Origin of the sequence: Bacillus sp. FSL R5-0603, from assembly GCF_038050295.1 — a bacterium.
Lineage (GTDB): Bacteria > Bacillota > Bacilli > Bacillales > Bacillaceae > Bacillus > Bacillus subtilis.
In genome coordinates, this window is record NZ_JBBOYP010000001.1 from 3,922,863 (window position 1) to 3,946,156 (window position 23,294).

Annotated in this window: 23 protein-coding genes; 10 read left to right on the forward strand and 13 right to left on the reverse strand. The window is 44.8% G+C overall.

Annotated elements, in window-relative coordinates:
* Nucleotides 1–12 precede the first annotated feature (12 nt).
* The 6 genes from iolF to iolA form a co-directional block, all read right to left on the reverse strand.
* Entirely contained in the window at nucleotides 13–1,329 is a 1,317-nt protein-coding gene (gene iolF, locus NYE56_RS20170; protein WP_064671728.1) for a myo-inositol transporter IolF, read from the reverse strand.
* A gap of 14 nt (nucleotides 1,330–1,343) precedes the next feature.
* Nucleotides 1,344–2,237, reverse strand: coding sequence for a myo-inosose-2 dehydratase (gene iolE / locus NYE56_RS20175; protein ID WP_341284328.1), 894 nt, complete (start codon nucleotides 2,235–2,237; stop codon nucleotides 1,344–1,346).
* Nucleotides 2,238–2,253: 16 nt separating this feature from the next.
* Nucleotides 2,254–4,167, reverse strand: a complete 1,914-nt coding sequence (iolD, locus tag NYE56_RS20180) for a 3D-(3,5/4)-trihydroxycyclohexane-1,2-dione acylhydrolase (decyclizing) (RefSeq protein ID WP_032725033.1) — start codon at nucleotides 4,165–4,167, stop codon at nucleotides 2,254–2,256.
* A gap of 32 nt (nucleotides 4,168–4,199) precedes the next feature.
* A complete protein-coding gene (gene iolC, locus NYE56_RS20185) occupies nucleotides 4,200–5,177 on the reverse strand; it encodes a 5-dehydro-2-deoxygluconokinase (RefSeq protein WP_014478485.1) in 978 nt (325 codons plus the stop codon).
* A gap of 23 nt (nucleotides 5,178–5,200) precedes the next feature.
* Nucleotides 5,201–6,016, reverse strand: coding sequence for a 5-deoxy-glucuronate isomerase (gene iolB / locus NYE56_RS20190; RefSeq protein ID WP_014478486.1), 816 nt, complete (start codon nucleotides 6,014–6,016; stop codon nucleotides 5,201–5,203).
* Nucleotides 6,017–6,090: 74 nt separating this feature from the next.
* Nucleotides 6,091–7,554 carry a methylmalonate-semialdehyde dehydrogenase gene (gene iolA / locus NYE56_RS20195; protein ID WP_268553968.1) on the reverse strand — a complete coding sequence of 488 codons (1,464 nt, stop codon included), beginning with the start codon at nucleotides 7,552–7,554 and terminating at the stop codon, nucleotides 6,091–6,093.
* A gap of 415 nt (nucleotides 7,555–7,969) precedes the next feature.
* Between iolA and iolR the strand changes: the two genes are divergently transcribed.
* The 4 genes from iolR (at nucleotide 7,970) to NYE56_RS20215 (ending at nucleotide 10,933) form a co-directional block, all read left to right on the forward strand.
* Nucleotides 7,970–8,725, forward strand: coding sequence for a myo-inositol utilization transcriptional regulator IolR (gene iolR / locus NYE56_RS20200; protein WP_003227050.1), 756 nt, complete (start codon nucleotides 7,970–7,972; stop codon nucleotides 8,723–8,725).
* Between the two features lie 53 nt (nucleotides 8,726–8,778).
* Nucleotides 8,779–9,711: an aldo/keto reductase gene (locus tag NYE56_RS20205; protein WP_341284329.1), complete on the forward strand. Its 933-nt coding sequence runs from the start codon at nucleotides 8,779–8,781 to the stop codon at nucleotides 9,709–9,711.
* Nucleotides 9,712–9,973: 262 nt separating this feature from the next.
* The gene (locus NYE56_RS20210; RefSeq protein ID WP_003244225.1) at nucleotides 9,974–10,624 is read left to right on the forward strand and encodes a hypothetical protein; all 651 of its coding nucleotides are present in this window, start codon (nucleotides 9,974–9,976) and stop codon (nucleotides 10,622–10,624) included.
* Nucleotides 10,625–10,627: 3 nt separating this feature from the next.
* Nucleotides 10,628–10,933: a YxcD family protein gene (locus tag NYE56_RS20215; RefSeq protein WP_021481035.1), complete on the forward strand. Its 306-nt coding sequence runs from the start codon at nucleotides 10,628–10,630 to the stop codon at nucleotides 10,931–10,933.
* Nucleotides 10,934–11,110: 177 nt separating this feature from the next.
* Here the strand turns inward: NYE56_RS20215 and NYE56_RS20220 are convergent, their stop codons facing one another.
* The gene (locus NYE56_RS20220; protein WP_341284330.1) at nucleotides 11,111–11,581 is read right to left on the reverse strand and encodes a hypothetical protein; all 471 of its coding nucleotides are present in this window, start codon (nucleotides 11,579–11,581) and stop codon (nucleotides 11,111–11,113) included.
* A 78-nt stretch (nucleotides 11,582–11,659) separates the two neighbouring features.
* Here NYE56_RS20220 and NYE56_RS20225 point away from each other — a divergent pair, with 78 nt between their 5' ends.
* The 3 genes from NYE56_RS20225 to NYE56_RS20235 all read left to right on the forward strand — a co-directional run bounded on the left by NYE56_RS20225 (nucleotide 11,660) and on the right by NYE56_RS20235 (nucleotide 14,354).
* Nucleotides 11,660–12,226: a CGNR zinc finger domain-containing protein gene (locus NYE56_RS20225; protein WP_103804040.1), complete on the forward strand. Its 567-nt coding sequence runs from the start codon at nucleotides 11,660–11,662 to the stop codon at nucleotides 12,224–12,226.
* A 136-nt stretch (nucleotides 12,227–12,362) separates the two neighbouring features.
* Complete coding sequence (locus tag NYE56_RS20230; RefSeq protein ID WP_223497743.1) at nucleotides 12,363–12,851, forward strand: HPP family protein; 489 nt, start codon at nucleotides 12,363–12,365, stop codon at nucleotides 12,849–12,851.
* 117 nt (nucleotides 12,852–12,968) lie between these two features.
* Nucleotides 12,969–14,354 carry a sugar porter family MFS transporter gene (locus tag NYE56_RS20235; protein WP_341284331.1) on the forward strand — a complete coding sequence of 462 codons (1,386 nt, stop codon included), beginning with the start codon at nucleotides 12,969–12,971 and terminating at the stop codon, nucleotides 14,352–14,354.
* Nucleotides 14,355–14,395: 41 nt separating this feature from the next.
* Here NYE56_RS20235 and htpG read toward each other — a convergent pair whose 3' ends face one another.
* Nucleotides 14,396–16,276: a molecular chaperone HtpG gene (htpG, locus tag NYE56_RS20240; protein WP_341284332.1), complete on the reverse strand. Its 1,881-nt coding sequence runs from the start codon at nucleotides 16,274–16,276 to the stop codon at nucleotides 14,396–14,398.
* Between the two features lie 167 nt (nucleotides 16,277–16,443).
* Complete coding sequence (locus NYE56_RS20245; RefSeq protein WP_014478494.1) at nucleotides 16,444–16,695, reverse strand: hypothetical protein; 252 nt, start codon at nucleotides 16,693–16,695, stop codon at nucleotides 16,444–16,446.
* A gap of 116 nt (nucleotides 16,696–16,811) precedes the next feature.
* Between NYE56_RS20245 and NYE56_RS20250 the strand changes: the two genes are divergently transcribed.
* The gene (locus tag NYE56_RS20250; protein WP_341284333.1) at nucleotides 16,812–17,633 is read left to right on the forward strand and encodes an SDR family oxidoreductase; all 822 of its coding nucleotides are present in this window, start codon (nucleotides 16,812–16,814) and stop codon (nucleotides 17,631–17,633) included.
* A 29-nt stretch (nucleotides 17,634–17,662) separates the two neighbouring features.
* Here NYE56_RS20250 and NYE56_RS20255 read toward each other — a convergent pair whose 3' ends face one another.
* A complete protein-coding gene (locus NYE56_RS20255; RefSeq protein WP_341284334.1) occupies nucleotides 17,663–18,805 on the reverse strand; it encodes a TetR/AcrR family transcriptional regulator in 1,143 nt (380 codons plus the stop codon).
* A gap of 142 nt (nucleotides 18,806–18,947) precedes the next feature.
* Here NYE56_RS20255 and NYE56_RS20260 point away from each other — a divergent pair, with 142 nt between their 5' ends.
* On the forward strand, nucleotides 18,948–20,285 hold the full coding sequence (locus NYE56_RS20260) for an aldehyde dehydrogenase family protein (RefSeq protein ID WP_335450126.1): 1,338 nt from the start codon (nucleotides 18,948–18,950) through the stop codon (nucleotides 20,283–20,285).
* A gap of 419 nt (nucleotides 20,286–20,704) precedes the next feature.
* Here the strand turns inward: NYE56_RS20260 and NYE56_RS20265 are convergent, their stop codons facing one another.
* The 3 genes from NYE56_RS20265 to NYE56_RS20275 all read right to left on the reverse strand — a co-directional run bounded on the left by NYE56_RS20265 (nucleotide 20,705) and on the right by NYE56_RS20275 (nucleotide 22,656).
* A complete protein-coding gene (locus NYE56_RS20265; RefSeq protein ID WP_335450129.1) occupies nucleotides 20,705–21,130 on the reverse strand; it encodes a DUF5391 family protein in 426 nt (141 codons plus the stop codon).
* A gap of 124 nt (nucleotides 21,131–21,254) precedes the next feature.
* Nucleotides 21,255–22,196 carry an aldo/keto reductase gene (locus NYE56_RS20270; protein ID WP_341284335.1) on the reverse strand — a complete coding sequence of 314 codons (942 nt, stop codon included), beginning with the start codon at nucleotides 22,194–22,196 and terminating at the stop codon, nucleotides 21,255–21,257.
* Nucleotides 22,197–22,290: 94 nt separating this feature from the next.
* Nucleotides 22,291–22,656: a MerR family transcriptional regulator gene (locus NYE56_RS20275; RefSeq protein WP_341284336.1), complete on the reverse strand. Its 366-nt coding sequence runs from the start codon at nucleotides 22,654–22,656 to the stop codon at nucleotides 22,291–22,293.
* A gap of 155 nt (nucleotides 22,657–22,811) precedes the next feature.
* Between NYE56_RS20275 and NYE56_RS20280 the strand changes: the two genes are divergently transcribed.
* Nucleotides 22,812–23,267, forward strand: coding sequence for an RDD family protein (locus tag NYE56_RS20280; protein ID WP_341284337.1), 456 nt, complete (start codon nucleotides 22,812–22,814; stop codon nucleotides 23,265–23,267).
* The last annotated feature ends 27 nt before the right edge of the window (nucleotides 23,268–23,294 follow it).

A 23,294-nucleotide genomic window follows, 5' to 3' on the forward strand; every position in this document is an offset into this window, starting at 1 on the left:
TCCTTCTGTTGGTTACATGATTTTGCTTTCTGTTCCTTGCTTTACTTGGCTCTGGGGAGATCCGTAGAGTTCCTCTTGAATTTGTTCAAGCGACTTGCCAGACGTATTCGGCGCAAAGAGCAGCCCGATGATCATACTGGCCGTCACACATCCGAGAAGAATTGCAGCCATCGTTCCAATGCCGAAATTGGTGATAATCATTGGGACAAACAGACTCCAAATCCCTATTGAAATACGGACTAGGAAAAACATCAGTCCTTGTGCGGAAGCACGATATTGCGTAGGAAAGATTTCGCTCGCCCATAACTGATAGTTCGCTTGCTGCCCTGCTCCGTTATTGATGCCGATCACGACAATAAACAGGAGCAGAATCGGCAGGCCTTCAACTGGCAGCAGAAACAGTGTCCACCCGATCACCGCCATGAAAGCGGCGATTCCAAATACGGTTTTTCTATATTTGTCGGCAAAGGGCATGAAGATCAAGGCGACCCCCAATCCTGTGAAGATAAACAGCCCCATTTGCAAAAGGTTGGCCATGTTGGCAGATACACCGCCGACCTGCTGATAAATGTATGGCATAAAGAAGCCCATGACCCCGGCAGCTAAGTTCCAAACCAAGTACACACCCATCAAAAACAATATGCTTTTGAGATACATAGGCTTGAGCAAATCAAAATATGATGTCTTATTCAGTACAGCCGGCTTCTCTGCCTGAGCATCCTCCGGCTGATTTTTTGACTGCCAGGCGTCTGATTCCGGAAGCCTGATTCTCAGGATGTACGTAATCAGCGCAATCACAAGCAGATGGGCAAATACGATTTTATTCCCCAAGAGTCCCAAGTCACCGGCCAGTACGGAGAGGAGCAGTACAACGACAGCGCCCGCGGCCCAAGCGACTTGTGCTACGCCGCAATGCCTGGCCCGATTCTTCTTTGGCGCATTTTCCGCAATAATGGTCCATGACGCAGTTATGTCAGCTCCTACTGATAAACCGATAATGATGTAACCGCTTAACAACATGGGGAAATTAACCCCGAACAAAACCAAACAAATCCCTAGTGCATAAACCAGCATACTATTGGTATAAACAGCCTTCCGTCCGACTTTATCAGCCAGAAACCCGCCAAGCAGGGCACCGACAGCGGCAGAAATCGCATTTGCGCTCAGCGCGCCGAGCAGCCCGATTTGCGTATCGGATAGCTTAAGGTAACTGACCCATAATGATAAACCGGCGGAGCCTGCCACAATTGAACCGGCATCAATATAGTTGGCCAATGCTGCGGCGATTGTCCGTTTATTGAAGGCTGAATCTCCATTGGTATTGCCCATATGTCCAGTCCCCATTAAGCCAGATCCAACAACTGCTGATCAATATAGTTTCTCGCAATCAATGCATACTCCAGCGGGTTGGCAACATCGGGGTCCTGTTCAGCTTCAATGACAATCCATCCGGAATAACTGTGCTTCAACAGCAGCTGATATACTTCTCTAAAGTCAATGCAGCCGTCACCGGGAACCGTAAACATGCCTTTTAAAAATGATTGCCGGAACGATTGTCCTTCGAGCCTGCATTGTTCCATGACATTCAGGCGGGCATCCTTAAAGTGCACATGCTTAATGCGGCCGATATGCTTCTCAAGCATCCCCATGTAATCGCCGTCAGAAATATACGCATGGCCTGTATCATAGAGGAGGTGTACATGCGCAGGGTCTGTTCCTGCCATCAGGCGGTCCACTTCTTCTGCTGTTTGGATGCCAGTGCCGAGATGATGATGATAGACAAGCTTCAAGCCATGCTGAGCGGCAATTTCGCCAAGGTGATTCAGCCCTTCGCAAAGCCGCTCCCATTCATCATCCGTAAAGTGAGGCTTCTCTGTGAACACGTTTTTCTCCAAGCCTTGCACGCTGTACGTTTGTTCAGAGACAACTGCGACATCCGCGTTTACTTGCTGCAAATACTCACAATGCAGGGTAAATGTCTTTGCCGCTTCACCAAGTCCGTCACGCAAAATAAAACTGCTGAACCATTTTCCTGCAATGCGTAAGTTCCGAAGCTTCAGCTCTTTGTTCAGGATGGCAGGTTCGGGGAAAAAACCCCCGACCTCCGTGCCTTGAAAACGTGCGACAACGATATCACTTAACAAATGCTGAAGTGTATTTCCCGCTCCAATTTCAGGCATGTCATCATTCCGCCACCCAATGGGAGCGATTCCCCACAGGATTTCATTTTTGCCCATCTATGGTGCCTCCCCTCTAATACTGCTTCGCAGATTCCAGCTTTTTCTCTTTTGCTTCGTATGCTTTCTGAACGCTTTCTTGTTCAGATACCTCTGCCACCCCGACATGCCACCAGCTGTCATAGCCGTCCGTCATTGTTTTAGGCAGCACCTTCATTTCAATTAATGTTGATACATCCTGTTTCTTCGCATCCTCTAACGCCGCTTTTAATTCTTCTACTGTGTTTGCGCGGTAGGTTTTCGCGCCGTATCCCTCAGCAACTTTCGCGTAATCGACATTCAGGATTTGGTTGTCATCTGTGCGGAACTCGCAATAGTAGCTGCCGCTGCCGTGATCCATTTGCAGGTTGTTGATGCATCCGAATCCAGAGTTGTCAAAGAGCAGCACATTGATTTTCTTGTTGTACTGAATCGCCGTGATCAGTTCAGAATGAAGCATCAGGAAGCTGCCGTCTCCGACGATTGAATACACTTCTCTGTCAGGGTGGGCCAGTTTAAGACCGAGTGTCCCGGACACTTCATAGCCCATGCAAGAATACCCATACTCCAGGTGATACGTATTCGGAACATTAGAATGCCACAAACGCTGCAAATCTCCTGGGAGTGAGCCTGCTGAACAGATGATGACGCTGTCTTCAGGAATCGTCTCGTTGATTGTCAGCAATGCCGTTGTTTGCGGAAGCTCAGTATTCAACGCGTCAGCATATTCATTCAGAACCTCTTGAGAAAAATGATGTTTGATTTCCGGGTCAAATGCTTCCCGCTTAAACGTCACTTTGCTGAGACGCTCGCGTTCAGCGAGCCATTCGTCCTTCAGCTCCCGGATCGTTGTGCCGAACTCGCTCTCATAGCCTTCAAGCAAGCCGTGCAGTTTGCCAAGCGTCACTTTCGCATCCGCCACCACTTGGAATGCATCAAGTTTATACGCCTGCATTCGGCTGACGTTAATGTTCAAAAACTTCGCTTTATCAAAATCAAAAGCGGTCTTAGAGGATGTCGCAAAATCTGTATACCTTGTGCCTATGCCGATAATCAAATCAGCTTGGCGGGCCGCTTTGTTTGCCGCAAGTGTACCTGTGATGCCCATTCCGCCAAGGTTGTTCGCAAAATCTGCCTCAACAGTAGACTTTCCTGCCTGCGTTTCAACTAACGGAATGTTATAGGCTTCAGAAATGGCAACCAATTCATCGCGCGCACCGGAATATTTTGCGCCTCCGCCGACGAGAATCACAGGTTTTTTGCTGGATTTAATCAGCTCCGCCGCACCTTGAAGCTCGCGCTCGCTCGGCTGCATGCGATCAATATAGTGAACCCGTTTGACGAAGAAACTTTCATCAAAATCGTATGCTTCCCCTTCAACATCCTGAGAAATACAAATCGTTGCCGGACCTGCTTTTGCCGGATCAGTCATGACTTCAAACGCGCGCAGCAAACTGCTCATCAGCTGCTCAGGGCGCGTAATGCGGTCCCAGTATCTCGATACAGGTTTCAATGCATCGTTTGTCGTAATCGCCGCACTGTATTCTTGCTCCATTTGCTGCAGTACAGGGTCTGGCTGTCTTGTCGCAAATGTGTCTGCCGGAATCAAGAGAACTGGGATATTGTTTGCCAATGCAGTGCCGGCTGCCGCCACCAAGTTAGCCGCTCCCGGTCCGACGGATGTAGACACCGCATATATTTTTCTTCTCAGCATTTGCTTGCTGTACGCCATGGCCGCATGCGCCATTCCTTGTTCATTTTTCCCTTGATAGACTTTCAAATGGCCTGCATCCTGCTCAAGCGCCTGCCCGATCCCTAATACGTTTCCATGACCGAAAATCGTGAAAATCCCTTCGACAAAAGGCTCTTCCTTTCCATCAACATGGATGTACTGCTGGTTTAAGAATTTAATCAGCGCCTGTGCTGTTGTTAAGCGAATTTTCTTACCCACAAACGATCCCACCTTTACTCGATCTTTTTCAATTATGACTGTGCTTCAATAAGCTGTACGATTTCTTCCGCAGTCGGCATCGCTTCTGACGAACTGTGCTTGCTCACCACAATGGAAGCGGAAGCACTGCCGTATTTCAATGCCGTTTCAATGTCTTTTCCGCTGACAAGGCCATAGATAAAGGCTGACGCATAGGAGTCACCGGCTCCAAAGGTTTTTAGCACTTTTGTCTTGTACGCTTGAGCGCGGAATACCTCGCCGGATTTGCTGTATGCGTAAGAGCCTTCGACGCCGTGTTTGATGACAACGAGGTCGGCTGAATGGCCAAATAAATGATTGACGGATTCTTCATTGCTTCCGCCTGTGCGGTTTTCCATCACATCAAATTCATCGCGTGTGCCGATGACGATATCAGACTGCTCGGCAACCAAAGAATAATAAACGGCTGTTTCATCTGATGACTGCCACGTATACGGGCGGTAATCCAGTTCGAACACCACTTTAACCTGATGCTTCTTTGCGTATTGAACAGCTTTTAATACCGCTTCCCGTGACGGGCTTTTGGCGAGCGCTGTCCCGGAAACAAGCAGCATTTTCGCATTTGCGATATAGTCCTCGCTTACCTCTGAAGGCTCAAGATAAAGATCCGCCACATCATCGCGATACATTAAAATGCTGCATTCTTCTGGGCTGAGGATTTCTGTAAATGCAAGGCCTGCTTTGTGTCCATCTTGATCAACAACCATCTGTGTTGTATCAACGCCGGTCTTTCTCATATAGGACTCTATGAATCTTCCATGCTGGTCATCCGGAATTTTGCCGATGAAGCCCGCTTTTAAGCCAAGCTTCGCGCTGCCAATCGCGATATTCGCAGGTGAACCGCCAACGTATTTGGAAAATGTCATCGTCTCTTCCATTGGGCGGTTGTATTCGACTGCGTTCAGGTCAATACATGCCCGGCCGATGGCAATAATGTCAAAAGCCTTCTCTTCATTGAATGTATACTTCATCGTAAACAGCCACTCCTCACTTGTTAGCGTTCTAAAATCCACTCATGCGCCGGGTCGTTATGAAACTTCCATTTTCGCGTCGGCCCTGCCATGACATTTAAATAGTAGGATGTGTATCCGTCCGGAACGCCTACCGGGTGGTATCCCGCAGGAACGATGACAACGTTTTCATTTTCCACAGTCATTGTCTCGTCAATAGAACGGTCATCTGTGTATACGCGCTGAAATACAAAGCCCTGTCCCGGGTCTAACTCATGGTAGTACGTTTCTTCTAAGAAAGATTCTTCCGGCAAGTTGTCTTGATCATGTTTGTGAGGCGGGTAGCTGGACCAGTTGCCGCTGTCTGTATAGACTTCAACTACTAATAGACTGTTAGCTGAAGGGTCTGAATCCGGAAGAATGTTATGAACAGTACGTTTGTTTGAAAATTGCCCGCGATGTTCAATTCCGTTGTCTTCCGCTTTGATCAGCTTTGTCGGAAGCTGCTTTTCCGATGGAGAATAGCAAAGCGCCACTCTTGCGTCGCTGACCGCTGTGATCTCAAATGCACGGTCATTTGACATATAGACGCTGTCTGTCGGTTTTCGTTCAAATACGCTTTCACGCGTGCCGATATTCTCAAAAGTCGACTCATGATCTGTCACTGTAATTTTTCCCGTTACCGCCACAATACAGATTTCTTGTTTTTTCAATTCTTCTGTATAGCTTGAACCTGAAGCAAGATCTAACACTTTAAACTCTACATAAGTGAGATCAGAGTTGGATGTCGTTACTTCATGCACGAGTTTGACCCCATTAGATACTTCATGCGACTGCGGCTTACGCAACAAATAACTCATAGAGAAGCCCTCCTCTTTCTATTGGCAGAATGAGTCCGAACAGCGCACATGGACGCCGTTCGGCTGTTCGTCGTTTAGTTGAAATCAGGTGCCGGATATCTTGCCGTTACCACTTTTTTACGTGTATAGAAGTCGACGCTGTCTTTTCCGTTCGCATGCAGCGTTCCAAAGAATGAAGATTTCCAGCCTGAGAATGGAAAGAACGCCATTGGAGCCGGCACACCAAGGTTGATTCCTAGCATTCCCGCATCAATGTTTTCACGGAAGTAGCGGATTGCGTTTGAGTTGGATGTGAACAAGCAGGCACCGTTCGCAAACTCAGACTTATTGGCGATTTCAATCGCTTCTTTCAGGTTTTTCACACGGATGACAGATAAGACCGGAGCGAAAATTTCATCTTTCCAGATCGTCATCTCTGTTGTGACATTGTCAAAGATCGTCGGGCCGACAAAGTAGCCGTCGTCAGACACATTTTCACGTCCGTCACATACGAGTCTGGCACCCTCTTCAAGACCTTTTTCGATATAGCTGAGCGTGCGCTTCTTGTTGTCTTCGCGAATCACTGGTCCTAAGAACACGCCGTCATCAAGGCCGTTACCGATTTTAATGTCCGCCACTTTTTCCTGCAGCTTCGCCATAAATTCATCGGCGATTCCTTCTTCAACTGTCACAACCGCACAAGCCATGCAGCGTTCACCGGCAGAACCGAAGGCAGCTCCGACGATGTTTGTGACCGTGTCTTCAAGATTCGCATCGTTCAAGACAATCGTATGGTTTTTCGCGCCAGTCAGAGATTGAACGCGTTTTAAGTTTTCGCTTCCTTTTTTGTAGACGTATTCGCCTACTGGCTTGGAGCCTACAAATGAAATTGCTTTAATTTCGGGATGCTCAAGGATGCCGTTCACAACGTCATGCGCACCGTATACGACGTTGAATACCCCTTTCGGAAGGCCCGCTTTTTCAAAAAGCTCAACCAATTTCTCTGTTAACAGCGGAGTCCGCTCAGATGGTTTTAAAATAAATGTGTTGCCGAGCGCGATCGCCATCGGGAACATCCAGCAAGGAACCATCATCGGGAAGTTGAATGGCGCGATTCCGCCGACAACTCCGATTGGGTAACGGTAGTTGGCAGCTTCAACGTCTGTTGCGATGGAAGCAAGTGAGTCACCCATCATCAGGGAAGGTGCTCCAGCGGCGAACTCTACGTTTTCAATCCCGCGTCCCACTTCACCTAAAGCTTCTTTCGTGTTTTTTCCGTTTTCAATTGTAATTAGATGAGCAAGTTCTTCTCTATGCTGGGACAGCAGCTGCTGAAAGTTAAATAGAATTCTGGCACGGCGCGGAACCGCCACCTTTGACCATGTTTTAAATGCTTCAGCCGCCGTTTGCGCTGCGTAATCAATATCCTCTTGTGTAGAAATCGGCACTTGGCATAGTACTTCTTTCGTCGCCGGATTGACGACATCTTCATATTGATCTGTTTTGCTTTCAACCCATTCACCGTTGATGTAGTTTTTTAATTTTCTGATTTCTGCCATTCTTATTGCCTCCTTCATTAGTAAACACATACACTTGTATGGATGGTTCAGGATAGATTCATATCAATATCCACTTTTCAGCAAGCCAAGAATTAAACGCTTTCAAAAAACCAAAAAAATAAATGGCGGATGCATATTTACATACAAGCAACCATTTCATGCACAACAGGTTACTTTTTGGTCATTTCTTGGTTATATTCTAATCGTATAATACCCATAAGTCAATCATAAACACTAAATTTTTTCATTATTTTTATTATATTAATCTTTTAATCAAGTAAGAGAGGTAAGAGAAGCCCGTCGAATCTTGCAAAAGATACACACCGATGTTATCATTTTTTAAGCAACTATTGATTAACTTTTGGTTTTTATTATATATTTATGTTACGTAAAGATTCAAGAAGGAGTTTTTAATATGAAACTGATGCGGATTCAGGAAATGGAGGAGTACATTTTATCGCATGGCACTGTTTCCTTAGATGAGCTGTGCCAGGTGTTCAATGTCTCCAAAAACACAGTCAGACGTGATATCAACAAGCTAACAGAAAAGGGTGCGATTGAAAAAGTATACGGCGGCGTAACATCTATTGAAAAAACCGCATTAGTTCCTTTTGAAAATCGCACCATTCAGCACCAGGATGAAAAAACAAAAATCGCCCATTATGCTTCCCGATTTATTGAAGATCACGATTTGGTCTTCATTGATTCAGGAACGACGACAAAGTCTATTCTTGATACGCTTGATCCAGCCAAAAATGTCACCATCTTAACCAACAGTTTAGACATTATCAATGCGGCGTCAGCTTTGAAGAATATCAACTTAATCATTATCGGAAACAACTATAAGAGAAAAACCCGCTCCTTTGTCGGTATGGACGACCCGGCTATGCTTGATAAGTACAATATCAACAAAGCCTTTATGTCCGCTACCGGAACGACGCTGACACACGGATTGACCAACTCGGATCTGCTGGAGTATGAAATTAAAAAGAGGATTTCGGAAAAAGCAAAAGAAGTGTATCTATTGGCTGACCATTCTAAATTCGGAAAATCAACGCTTCTGACATATGCGCCGTTTGACAGGCTGCATTGCATTGTGACCTCTCAGCCATTAGACGACGAGTACACGCAGTACTGCAATGAGCATCAAATCGGCATTCATCTGGCCTAACGTTTACAATAGTGTTGAGAGTCTATCATCCATTTTATTCTAGGAGGCAGATCATGAAAAAAGCGAAGCTCGGAAAATCAGACTTGCAGGTATTCCCTATCGGATTAGGAACAAATGCTGTCGGAGGACATAACCTCTACCCGAACCTAAATGAAGAAACCGGAAAAGAATTGGTGCGCGAGGCGATCCGTAATGGCGTGACAATGTTAGACACCGCTTACATTTACGGGATCGGCCGTTCCGAAGAATTAATTGGTGAAGTGCTGCGTGAATTCAACCGTGAAGATGTTGTCATCGCGACAAAAGCCGCTCACAGAAAACAAGGCAATGACTTTGTCTTTGATAATTCACCAGAATTTCTTAAAAAATCAGTTGATGAAAGCCTGAAGCGCTTGAATACCGATTATATCGATTTGTTCTACATTCACTTTCCTGACGAGCATACGCCTAAGGATGAAGCCGTTAACGCGCTGAATGAGATGAAGAAAGCCGGAAAAATCCGTTCCATCGGTGTATCCAACTTCTCTTTAGAGCAATTGAAAGAAGCAAACAAAGACGGTTTGGTAGATGTATTGCAAGGCGAATACAACCTGTTAAACCGTGAAGCGGAAAAAACATTCTTCCCGTATACGAAGGAGCATAATATTTCATTTATCCCTTACTTCCCTCTCGTATCAGGTTTATTGGCAGGAAAGTATACAGAAGATACAACGTTCCCAGAAGGCGACCTGCGAAACGAACAGGAACACTTCAAGGGCGAGCGTTTCAAAGAAAATATCAGTAAGGTCAACAAGCTTGCGCCGATTGCCGAAAAACACAACGTGGATATCCCTCACATCGTATTGGCCTGGTATTTAGCAAGACCGGAAATTGATATTTTAATCCCGGGAGCAAAACGTGCCGATCAGTTGATTGATAACATCAAAACAGCCGACGTGACGCTTTCTCAAGAGGATATTTCATTTATTGATAAGCTGTTCGCATAAGAAGAAAACAGCCTTCTCCATTGGAGAAGGCTGTTTTTTTTGTGCGATAAATTCCTAAATAACTGATTTTGAAGCAAAACCTTACAAAATGAGCCATAAATCCGATAAAATAAAGGTAGTTTATCTCAGAAAGAAAGTGATTGAGAAAGCAAAAGTATGAAACGTTCATATCATCTAGCTCATATGAAATAAAGCTGACCCAGCTTCTTTTATTTGCTTGTCAGAATAGCGGACCGTTTCGGCGGTCTATGGAGGAAACAGAATGAAACTTAAATATGTAAAAGCCTTAGTTGCAGTAACCGTTGCTTTAGGTGTACTGCTGCCATCAACGATTTCTCATGCAAAGAGCTTTAGCGGCCGCTCATCATCTAGTTACAGCAGCCGAAGTTCAAGCTCGTCATACAGCGGAAGCTATAAATCAAGCCCGAAATCAAGCTACAGCTCAGGATCAAGCTCTTCTAGCAAAAAATCCAAGACGTCTGACGATTCATCATCATCGATTTCGCTTAAAAAGAAGCCTTCGGAAAAGGCAAGTTCATCAAGCTCTAAAAAATCGTCAGGCACCTTTTCCGGCGCTACATCAAAAGTAACCGGAAAGACATACAGCGGAAAAACGTCTAAAGCCTATGTTGGCGGACGATATGTTTCAGTCAATCATTACTATCACGCAGGTTTCGCGCCCTCAGGATGGTTTGGATATTATAGCGGATTTACAATGGGTATGTTCATGATCAGCATGATGCACCCATGGGGTTACACCTATCATCCAGTCGGAGGCCCCGGTTATGTTTCTTATGGCGCTTCACCCATTGCCTGGATCGTTGATATCATCGCTTTGATTATTATTTTAATCATTGTCATCGCATTGATTCGCGCATTTAAAGCACCGAAGACGTACAGAAGGAGATTTTAGGCAATGAGATTAATATTAAATGAGCAAGAAATTGTAGACGGAATTTGCGTGTATATTTCCAATGAAGAAGATATCTACCCTGAAGACGTTGAAGTAAAGGAGCTATCTTATAACAAGCGTACAGGGTTCTTCGCTGAAGCTACATTTGGCCTGCACCACAAGCAGCTTATGTCAGATGACATTTCAGAAGGCATTATTCAGTTCTTAGAGGAATACCACAACTTCAATCCGGACGTTACCGTCGTTGAATTGCAATTTGATAAGAAAAAAGGCTTCTCCGCCTTGGTTTTTGTCAACGAGGACGAATAAAAACCAAAACCTTACTCCGGGCGAGTAAGGTTTTTTTGATGCTTTTCACCTCCGGCCCATGAAATGCAGGTACAGAAACAGCATGTTTTCCGGTAAATAGGAAGCCCCTTTCAGTATGATATCCTAAAAAAAAAATCGTTTTTGTTTTGTAAGTTATATTTACAAATGATCATTTCATTATGCTGTTGTAAACCACGTATATAGATAAGCTGTTGTCCCTTCATAACCAAACACCATGAACAAATTCCAATCATCATAGATGACGACATGCCTGCTTTCATCCATAAACAGCGACTCATCAATTTGAATACCGTTATTTTCATAGGTATGGATTCGCTGTAAAGCAGATGCTCCGTCAATTTTGGAAAAAATCCCATGCTCTATTACCGGTTCCAGTATGTTCGTTAATACAGCATCTCTAGTTTTCTCTATTACTGCTCTGTTCCATTCCCGGCTTGCTTCGGCATACTCTTCCCTCTCTAGTAATAAACAAAAGACATCTTCAATTGATCTATCTTCTGGCCTTTCAGCTGTTAAGTAAAAAACGAATGATTCTGAATCAGGCTGGCGAAATTCCTGAATGCTGATATGCGGTAAAACATCCAATTGGCTGCTGCATACTTTTTTAAGCTTTTGCTTTTTCAACATAAAAAAGCCTCCCTTTATTAATATCCTTGCGTAAAAAAGGTTTTGGCGCTTACAATAATTTTGAAAGGAATGATCACAATGGCAAATGCTCAATTCCCTCTTATCACACATAACCTATCTGTCGATCTTGTGAATACTGAAATCGTAAGCTATGATAAACGGCACGATCTCATCCAGTCAGAAAAAGACCTGATGACATGGTTTGAAATAATGGGAGAAACTGCTCCTTTTCTCAGTTCTTTGACGCTACAGGAAGTCCGGGGACAATTGCAGCGGATTCATCAATTCCGGGCTGAGCTGAGAAAACACTTTGAGTGTATCGCCGAGGGCAGCGAACCTTCCCCAGCTTTTATCTCTTTCCTGCAAGACCAAATCACCGCCGCTCCTTTTTCTTATCAAATCATAGATGACAAACTTGCCCGCATTCCGAATGGAAAACCAGATGATTCCATTTTATCGCTTATCGCTTACGATGCGTTATGGCTGATTCACACAAAAGAAATCCAACAGCTGAAACGGTGCGCAAACGAAAAGTGCATTTTGCTTTTTCTTGATAAAACAGGAAGACGAAAATGGTGCTCGATGAAGATATGCGGCAACAGACATAAGGTCTCACGCCATCAGAAAAAAATAAATCATGAGTAAGAATCCGTTCCCCAGCGAACGGTTTTTTTATTGTTTTGAAAAACTAACCTCTAAAAATTAAATTGACAGGTTAGTATTTACCTATTATTCTATACATACTGGAGGGATAAATTTGGAAAACAACTTCTTTTTAAAAATGAAAGGGACAGGAAAAACGCCTTTACGGGTAAACGGCAAAGACGCTGTTACAGGGCTTATCGGAGGATTTATGACCATATTAACACTGGCTTCGTTGACCGCTTATACATCAAGCTTATGGTTAATGGCGCCTTTTGGGGCAAGCTGTGTGCTCGTCTTCAGCGCTTGGAATGCTCCATTATCACAACCGAGAAATGTAATTGGCGGCCATTTTATTTCCGCGCTTACCGGGATTGTTGTCCTTCACATATTCGGCGCCCATCCATGGACCTTTGCATTGGGGACAGGGCTTGCCATTTGCTTGATGATGCTGACCAAAACCACTCATCCTCCTGCCGGCGCCGACCCGATTGTTGTCATTCAAGGGGCATATGCTTGGAGTTATTTAGTATTTCCCGTGCTCATTGGGTCTGTCATCATCGTGATCATTGCTCTCATTATTAATAACTTACGAAAAAATCGCCAATACCCCGCCTTTTGGCTATAACGTTTCCGTTTTTTCAAAACAAATGTTTCAAATGAGATAGGAAATGGGTACTAATCTATTAACTTTGTTACATATTTTTAGATACTCATTGGCTCAACAACTGAGGAGGAGACATTTGTGAAGAAAGACACAAGGAAATATATGATCTACTTTTTCGGCGCTTTAGGGGGACTGCTATATGGTTACGATACAGGTGTTATATCCGGAGCACTCCTGTTTATCAATAACGATATTCCTTTAACGACATTGACAGAAGGATTGGTTGTCAGCATGCTGCTCCTTGGCGCGATTTTCGGTTCTGCCTTGAGCGGCACATGCTCAGACCGCTGGGGCAGGAGAAAGGTTGTATTTGTCCTTTCCATCATTTTTATTATCGGTGCGCTCGCTTGCGCATTTTCTCAAACAATCGGCATGCTGATTGCATCTAGGGTGATACTCGGATTGGCCGTCGGCGGTTCAACGGCGCTTGTGCCCGTGTATCTTTCCGAAATGGCACCGACAAAAATTCGCGGTACACTCGGCACAATGAACAACTTAATGATTGTCACAGGAATTTTGCTCGCCTATATTGTGAACTACCTGTTCACACCGTTTGAAGCGTGGCGCTGGATGGTCGGTCTGGCCGCAGTGCCTGCCGTGCTTCTATTAATCGGCATCGCGTTCATGCCGGAATCGCCAAGATGGCTCGTGAAGCGCGGCCGTGAAGAAGAAGCGAGACGCATCATGAACATCACTCATGACCCCAAAGACATCGAAATGGAATTGGCAGAGATGAAGCAAGGGGAAGCGGAGAAAAAAGAAACGACACTTGGCGTGCTGAAAGCCAAATGGATTCGTCCCATGCTTCTGATTGGCGTCGGCCTTGCCATTTTCCAGCAGGCGGTCGGCATTAACACGGTCATCTACTACGCGCCGACCATTTTTACGAAGGCCGGTCTTGGCACGTCAGCTTCCGCACTCGGCACAATGGGAATCGGCGTCCTTAACGTCATCATGTGTATCACTGCCATGATCTTAATTGACCGTGTCGGCCGCAAAAAACTTCTGATCTGGGGAAGTATCGGCATCACACTGAGCCTTGCTGCTTTATCAGGCGTGCTCCTAACGCTCGGACTTTCCGCATCAACAGCGTGGATGACAGTAGTCTTTCTAGGTGTCTATATCGTCTTTTACCAGGCGACATGGGGTCCGGTAGTGTGGGTGCTCATGCCTGAGCTCTTCCCGTCCAAAGCACGCGGAGCCGCGACAGGGTTCACGACTTTGGTGTTATCGGCGGCCAATCTGATCGTGTCGCTCGTCTTCCCGCTGATGCTAAGCGCGATGGGCATCGCATGGGTCTTTATGGTTTTCTCAGTCATTTGTCTTCTCTCATTTTTCTTCGCGTTCTACATGGTACCGGAAACCAAAGGGAAAAGCTTGGAGGAAATTGAAGCAAGCCTGAAAAACCGGTTTAAAAAGAAGAAAAGCACCCAAAACCAAGTGCTGAATGAGCGTACATTATAAAAAAAGGAATCGTCTCCTTATGGGACGATTCCTTTTTCTGTTTACACCATGACCTTGCAAATATTGTTCGTAAATTCCACAGGGTCCTGAATCGGCAGGCCTTCGATGAGAAGCGCCTGATTGTACAGAAGGTTTGTGTACAGGCTCAGCTTCTCTTTATCTTGTTCAAACGCGTCCTGCAGCGTTTGGAATACCTCGTGATTTGGGTTGATTTCCAGCACTTTTTCCGCCTTCACATTTTGGCTGTCAGGCATCGCGTTTAAGATTTTTTCCATCTCAATTGTCACTTCGCCGTCAGCAGCAAGGCAGACTGGATGTGATTTAAGCCGTTTTGAGATTCTGACGTTTTTCACTTTGTCTGACAGAATGTTTTTCATTTCCTCAAACAGATCCTTATACTTGCTTTCCTCTTCCTCGGACTGCTTTTGGTCCTCATCCGTGTCTATGCCAAGGTCTCCGCTTGATACCGATTTAAATTCTTTTTCTTGATAAGATGCCAGCATTTTAATTGCAAACTCATCGATGTCCTCAGTAAAGTAGAGGATTTCATAACCTTTGTCTGCCACCATTTCCGTTTGCGGCAGTTTCTCAATGCGATCGTAAGAATCACCGGTCGCATAATAAATGTATTTCTGCTCCTCTGGCATTCTGGAAACATACTCGTCTAAGCTGACCAGTTTTTTCTCTTTTGAAGAGTAGAATAATAGGAGATCCTTCAATTGGTCCTTATTCGCGCCAAAATCATTGTACACGCCGAATTTCAGCTGTCTGCCGAACGCCTTGTAGAACGTCTCGTATTTCTCGCGGTCTTTTTTCAACAGGCTTTGCAGCTCGCTTTTGATTTTCTTGCTGATGTTTTTCGCGATCAGCTTCAGCTGGCGGTCATGCTGCAGCATTTCTCTGGAAATATTCAGCGACAGATCCTCAGAATCGACCATGCCCTTCACAAAGCTGAAGTGGTCCGGTAGCAGGTCTGCGCACTTATTCATGATCAGCACGCCATTGGAATACAGCTCCAAGCCTTTCTCATATTCCTTGGAATAGTAGTCAAACGGCATGTTTTCAGGGACGAATAGAATCGCGTTGTAGCGAACGGCTCCATCCACACTAATATGAACGTGTGTCAGCGGTTTATCAAACCCGTAATGCTTTTCAGCATAGAATTTTTCATAATCCTCATCTGTCAGCTCGCTTTTGTTTTTTCTCCAGATCGGCACCATGCTGTTGACCGTCTGCTCTTCCTGCACCTCTTCAAATTCATTTTCGCTGCCTTCCTTCGGCTTATTAATGGTTGTATCCATTTTGATCGGGTAGCGAATGAAGTCGGAGTACTTCTTGATGATCGCTTTTAAACGATATTCCTCTAAAAACTCGTCATAGCTGTCATCTTCTGTGTTCTCTTTGATTTTCAGGATAATGTCTGTACCGACAGAATCCTTTTCACACGGCTCAATCGTATAGCCGTCTGCACCCGCAGACTCCCATTTATAAGCCTCTTCGCTGCCAAGCGCTTTACTGATGACTGTCACGACATCGGCAACCATAAATGCCGCGTAAAAACCGACACCGAACTGCCCGATAATGTCATGTCCGTCTTTCAGCTCGTTTTCCTTTTTAAACGCGAGGGAACCGCTTTTTGCAATTGTTCCAAGATGCTGTTCAAGCTCATCCTTTGTCATTCCGATCCCCGTATCAGAGATGGTTAATGTTCTCGCATCTTTGTCAGCTGCGACCTTTATGTAGTAACTGTCTTTATCAAACGTAAGCGCATCGTCCGTAAGCGCTTTGTAATAGATTTTGTCAATCGCATCACTCGAATTGGAGATTAACTCGCGCAGGAAAATTTCTTTTTGGGTATAAATGGAGTTAATCATCATATCCAGCAAGCGTTTAGACTCTGCTTTAAACTCTTTTTTCGCCACTCTTGATCGCTCCTTTACCATTATGTAAACCCTTTTCAGCATCTATTTATCACATAAGATGACAATTGTCAATTAGATTGATAGATGCATATATATGTAAATTTAACACTAGTTGGATTTGTTTTCACTCTTTTTCTCACTTATTCTCATAAAAAAGAGAGGCTTCATCATCCTCTCTTTTTTTCTGTGTCATTCCAGCGGCCAAACTCCCGCTTCATCCATATATGCACCGGGTAGAAAAACAAACCGAACGGTATCAAAAACAATAGATTATGCCATGAAGCATTCAGAAATGCGCTTGCAGTCACCGGAAACGTAATCTCTTGCAATAAAAAAGAGATGACAGTCAGCACAACAAAAGCAGATGGAATGGTCACGAAGCAATAAAACTTGAGCTCCTTCTTATGCTGTACCTTCAAACTTACAAACCTCCCAACAATTTCTAATTCATCTTAACATATGCTGGCCTATCTTTTCTCGCATGTTTATCACTGCACATAGCGGGAAGACAAATAGAAAAAGGAGGTCTCGTATCATGGGAAGACTGGAAAACAAAACAGCAGTGATTACAGGCGCCGCGACAGGCATTGGGCAAGCGACGGCAGAGGTTTTTGCCAATGAAGGCGCGCGTGTGATCATCGGAGATATCAATAAAGATCAAATGGAAGAAACAGTTGACGCAATCAGAAAAAACGGAGGACAGGCCGAATCCTTTCACCTCGATGTGTCAGATGAAAACAGTGTGAAAGCATTTGCTGATCAAATCAAGGATGCATGCGGAACGATTGATATTCTGTTTAATAATGCCGGCGTTGATCAGGAAGGCGGAAAGGTGCACGAATATCCGGTTGACCTGTTTGACCGCATTATCGCCGTCGACCTGCGCGGCACGTTCCTCTGCAGCAAATATCTGATTCCGCTCATGCTCGAAAATGGAGGCTCCATCATCAACACCTCCTCCATGTCAGGCCGTGCCGCGGACCTTGACCGCTCCGGCTACAACGCAGCAAAAGGCGGCATCACCAACCTGACAAAAGCGATGGCGATCGACTACGCACGGAACGGCATCCGCGTCAATTCCATTTCACCGGGTACGATCGAAACCCCGCTGATTGACAAATTAGCAGGCACCAAAGAACAGGAAATGGGTGAAAAATTCCGCGAAGCCAACAAATGGGTCACGCCGCTCGGCCGCCTCGGCCAGCCGAAGGAAATGGCGACAGTGGCCCTGTTCCTCGCGTCAGACGACAGCTCATACGTCACAGGAGAGGACATCACCGCAGACGGTGGCATCATGGCATACACATGGCCAGGGAAAATGCTGATTGATGAGAAATGGAAGATAGAAACGAAATAAGAGAGGGGATGTCCCTCTCTTTTTGTCTTTCAAAGCAATACAACCTTATACTTTTTCACATCCAAAAACTGCAAAAATTCCCTCGCCAGCACTTCAGGCGGATGCGCCTTTCCTTCATCCAGCCGATACAAAAGCAACCCGATAATCATTGCGGATACATAATGGGCATAAAGCTTTTTCTCTGCGTGAATATCAGTTTGCTGATGCAGATAGAACGATTCCAGCGCTTTAAACATATCAGGTATCACATGAGGAACACCCCATTCCCGATTGAGTAAATGGACAATGGGCATGTTTGACAAAGCAGAAAGCAGACTGGCGAGCGCCTTCTCCGCTTCCTTTAAGGAAAATTCATTCGGGCTGGAGGCAATCGTCAGGTGATCAATGATCTCCGTACATGATCGCTGTATCATGGTTTGGAGCAATTCCTCTTTATTGGCATAGTGATCATAAAAGGTTGCGCGGCGGATATTGCTTTTCCGGGTAATATCCGAAATCGTGATGGCTGCGTAGTCTTTTTTCTCCGCCAGCACCTCCAGAAATGCCTTCTGGAGCGCCTCTCTCGTTCGAACCACACGCCTGTCGATTTGCTTGTCCTTCTCTCGCTCTCCTGGCACAGCTTGTCCAAACAGCCAATAAAATCTCTTTTGAGAAACAAGCTCCCATACCTTTTGGCTGATAGCTTCCGGAGTCGCGGCCGCATCCTCATTCAGCCAATACAGGATAATCGCGTACGTGTACAAGGCCCGGTAATGTCCGTAAATGTCCCGTTCGATCGGCGTCAAATTCACATGGACCGGAGTCAGCAGAACATCCTGCTGAAACACATCCCTAAAAAAACGATGGAAATGCCCTCTGTTCATCATCACAGAAAAAAAGGATCGATGCTCATGAACAAAGGACAGCGTCGGATGCACCGTTTGCCGTTTTTTGTTCAAATGAAGGGTATCCATATGACTGAAGGCGTCAAAAAGCGCTTTGCCCAGTCCTTCCTTCATATCTTCGATCACATCCTCAATGATTGAAAACTTATCCTCATAATAAAGGTAGAGCGATCCGCGGCTCACTTTGGCCTTCTCAGCGATTTCTTTCATTGTGATGTGTTGAATATTTCTTTCTTTCAATAAAGCCAGCAGCGCCTCTTTCACTTGAGCTTCAGCAGATTCCGGCACAAAAGACACCTCCAATCATTAGACAGATCTTCGATATATGTACGGTAACGTATAGATGGTTCACCGTTGTCTTTCTTACAGAAAAGGTACCACCTTATAATAGGTCCGAGAAAAGAAGAAAGCAAATGAGGGGGATTTTACAATGGAACAGCAAGTAAAGGACGACATCCAGCGTGTCTTTCAGCTTCAGAAAAAACAGCAAAAAGCCTTGCGCGCTTCAACAGCGGAACAGCGGAGAGAAAAGCTTCAACGCTTTTTAGATTCCGTCATCGCCCATGAAGAAGAAATCATCGAAGCGATCCGCAAAGACGTCCGCAAACCATATCACGAAGTCAAAAAAGCGGAAATCGAAGGAACAAAAAAAGCGATCAGAGATAATATGAACAACCTGGAACAATGGATGGCGCCTAAAGAAGTCGGTTCATCGTTAAGCCCTGACGCAAACGGAATTCTTATGTACGAGCCTAAAGGCGTCACACTCATCCTCGGCCCGTGGAACTATCCGTTTATGCTGACGATGGCGCCGCTTGCCGCTTCTCTCGCAGCCGGAAACAGCGCGATTGTGAAGCTGTCCGATTTCACGATGAACACGAGCAACATTGCCGCAAAAGTAATCCGCGAAGCTTTTGATGAAAAAGAAGTCGCGATTTTTGAAGGAGAGGTTGAGGTGGCAACCGAGCTTCTGGATCAGCCGTTCGACCATATTTTCTTCACTGGAAGCACAAATGTCGGGAAAATCGTCATGACAGCGGCTGCCAAACACTTGGCATCTGTCACACTTGAGCTTGGCGGCAAGAGCCCAACGATTATCGACAGCGATTACGATCTGATGGACGCAGCGAAAAAGATCGCCGTCGGGAAATTCGTAAACGCCGGCCAAACCTGCATCGCACCTGATTACCTGTTCATTAAAAAAGACGTTCAGGACAGGTTCGCGGGGATTTTACAAACAATCGTCAACGCAGGATTTATGGAGGATGATCATACCCCAGACCGCAGCAAATTTACGCAGATCGTCAATGACCGCAACTTCAACCGCGTCAAAGATCTGTTCGACGATGCCATCGAAAAAGGGGCGGAAGTGGTGTTCGGCGGCGTATTTGATGCCAGCGACCGCACGATCTCGCCAACCGTTTTGAAAAACGTCACGCCTGACATGAAAATCATGCAGGAGGAAATCTTCGCACCAATCCTGCCGATGATGAATTATGAAGACATCGACGAGGTCATCGATTACGTAAATGATCACGATAAACCGCTTGCGCTTTATGTATTCAGCCAAAACCAAGACCTGATTGACAACGTCCTTCAGCACACGACATCAGGAAATGCCGCCATCAATGATGTCGTCGTCCATTTCAGTGACGTCAACCTGCCATTCGGCGGCGTCAACACAAGCGGAATCGGCTCCTATCATGGGGTATACGGATTCAAAGAGTTTTCTCATGAGAAGGGTGTCTTTATTCAGGCCTCTAAATAATCGTAATGAAGAGAATCTGCATCATCTTGCAGGTTCTCTTTCGCTTTTCACCCAACCTTTCTATCATTCTATAAACCTGAAAACTAAAAGGGAAAATAAAGAAATGACTGGTTATAAAATATGTTACAAGACAATACTCCTCTAGAGGTAAATGAAACCGTACAGCCTCTAACGTATAATATCAAAATTTATACATAGAAAAGCAAAAAAGGCTGCAGAGATCTTCTCGCCAGCCTTTTCTGACATTCAATTATTTCCCAAAATCCACTAGTTTCTGATAGATTCTGATATAAATCGTTACGTCCTCAGCAAATCAAAGCTTTCATATGAAATAATTTGACCATAAATGAGATCGCAATAAGTACAGCATATTGTCCATTTTATAATTGTATGAGCAGTAAAATTACAAGTCTAGGAAACTATGTAATACTTCTTGTAACGGGCTTTTTTGATGCAGAACGAAAAGCGGCAAAAAACCAAATGACATTGACAGCAGCCGCAGCGAGACTAACCCCAATTACAAAGATCACCTCAGAAAGCAGATGGTCACTGAACAAACTAAACATCAAGATAAACCCGGCAGAAGACAAGTGAATCAGCAGCCCAAAGCCGCAAAGCACGGCCATTACATACCTCATCGCATCTACTCCAAGCATGTAAATGAGAAAAGGAATGAAATACAACACTAGGATCATACCGATAGCTGACCACATGCCGACTGAGTTAAATTGATTGGACGCCCCTCCCGTTCCGGCCAGCTGCGAAAGTGAAGCAGCGACAATCATGGCACAAAAAAGGAACGCGGAAATGATTGTTACGATCGCCACGCTGTTTTTTCTAGACATAAACAGACACCCCATAAAATAGAAAATTTACCCCTTTATATCTTAAAACAAAAACAGCGGAAAAAGCGATCAAAACTAAAAGATATACCCCTTGCTTCAATTTGGGGTATATCTCTGCGATATGTTATGAGCCAAACATCCGATCCATTTGTTTCAGGTCATCTTCTGATAAATGAATATCTGCTGTTTTTAGATTAGCTTTCAGCTGCTCAGGCAGAGTGGCTCCCGGAATAATCATATCAATCCCCGGCTGGTGTAACAGCCAAGCCAATGCAATTTGCGCCGGTTCCGCTTGTTTTTGTCCAGCAAACTGCTTTAATTTCTCCACTTTCTCAAGGTTCTCCAAAAATGCCTGACGCTGAAAAAGCGGGTGATTCGATCTTGATACATCAGTGAAAACATCATCGTGTTTGTACCGCCCGGCAAGCAATCCGGAAGCGAGAGGATAAAACGGGATAACAGAGATGCTTTTTTCTCTGCAGTATGGCAGAATGTCCTCCTCAGCATGCCGTACAAGTAAAGAGTACTCAGTTTGAAACACGTCCAAATGGCCATCAGCATTAAACTCCTGCAGCTGATCAAAGTCCAGATTAGATGCGCCAACAGCTCTAATTTTGCCTTCCTTTTTTAACTGAGCCAGCGCGTCCGCCGCTTCCCCTAATGGTGTTCGGCTGTCAGGAAAATGCAAAAAAAGGATATCAATATAATCGGTTTGCAATCGAATAAGCGCTTCATCAGCAGCCTTGCGCAGCGCTGACGGTCGAATGTCTGTCTTCACAGCTCCATTCACAAACTCGGGAGAAGGGGAAACCTTTGTTGAAATCACGATCTTTTCCCGATTGCTGCGCTGCTTAACGGTCTCTCCAATCAGCTCCTCAGACCTGCCCAAGCCATATAAATATGCTGTATCAATAAAATCAATGCCTTCATCAAATGCAGCATGAATCAGATCTTTTCCCATCTCATCCGTCACCTTGGGATACATCATCGCATTACCGACAACACCTGTACCTAAACCAATGTTGAAAGCGTTCAGCCCGGTCTTTCCAATATTTACGTTTTTCATGTATAAAACACTTCCCTATTCGCGTGATTCCCTGATGCCAGGGTTGTGTTTTATGCTAAAACCTGGTGTAAACACCAGGTCAATACCTATTTTTTTACTGCGGGGGCCCAAATCCTTCTCCGCTCTCCAGCTTTTCTTCAATCAGTTCCCAAATTGTTTGCAGTTCTTTCTGTTTCTGTTTCAACTTATCCTGATAGTTTTTCAGCAGCGCGCGCTGATGATCATCTAACCTGTCAGTCTGCTCTTGCAGGCTGAGGAAGGGTTTTATTTCCTCCAAAGACATACCCGTTTTCTTCAGACATCTGATAAAGATGAGCCGTTTTTTATCGTCCTCACTGAACGCTCGATGCCCATTTGCCTTTCGTTTGACTGGCGGAAGCAGTCCGATCTTCTCATAATAACGGATGGCATCTTCGGTCATTTGGCAATGTTCCATCATTTCTTTTAATGTATAAGACATTTTTCATCACCTGCTAGTAGATTTATATAGTAAAAACAGAAGGATAAAAGACTCATTTTTCTGTAATATCAGGATTTTATCACCATACCATATTGCATGTACTTCTTTTTCAAAGTATACTATTCCAGATTCATTCAAAGGAGAGAGAAAAATACATGGAAAAACCAGCAGGATTTTGGATTCGTTTTTTAGCTTATTTTATTGACGGCATTATTGTATCTATTCCTAGTTATATTATTCTATTTATGATCAATTCTGTTTTTGTAGCTGGGGCTGTGGCAACAAACCCTTACATGACGGAAGAAGAGTATTTAGTGAAATACATGACGATTGCATTTTTGCCTACTATGCTGATCATGATCGTCATCAGTGTGTTATATTACGGACTGCTCACAGCTTCTAAAATGCAAGGCACACTTGGCAAAAAAATTCTTGGCCTGAAAGTGGTCAATGAACAAGGTAAACGGGTTTCTGTCGGACAGGCAATTGGCCGTTACTTTGCCTATATCTTATCTGGAATCATCTTTTATATCGGGTTTATCATGATCGCCTTTGGAGAGAAAAAAGGCCTGCATGACATCATCTGCAAAACACGTGTCGTGTATAAATAATAGAAAAAAGTCTAGACGCCAATAGGC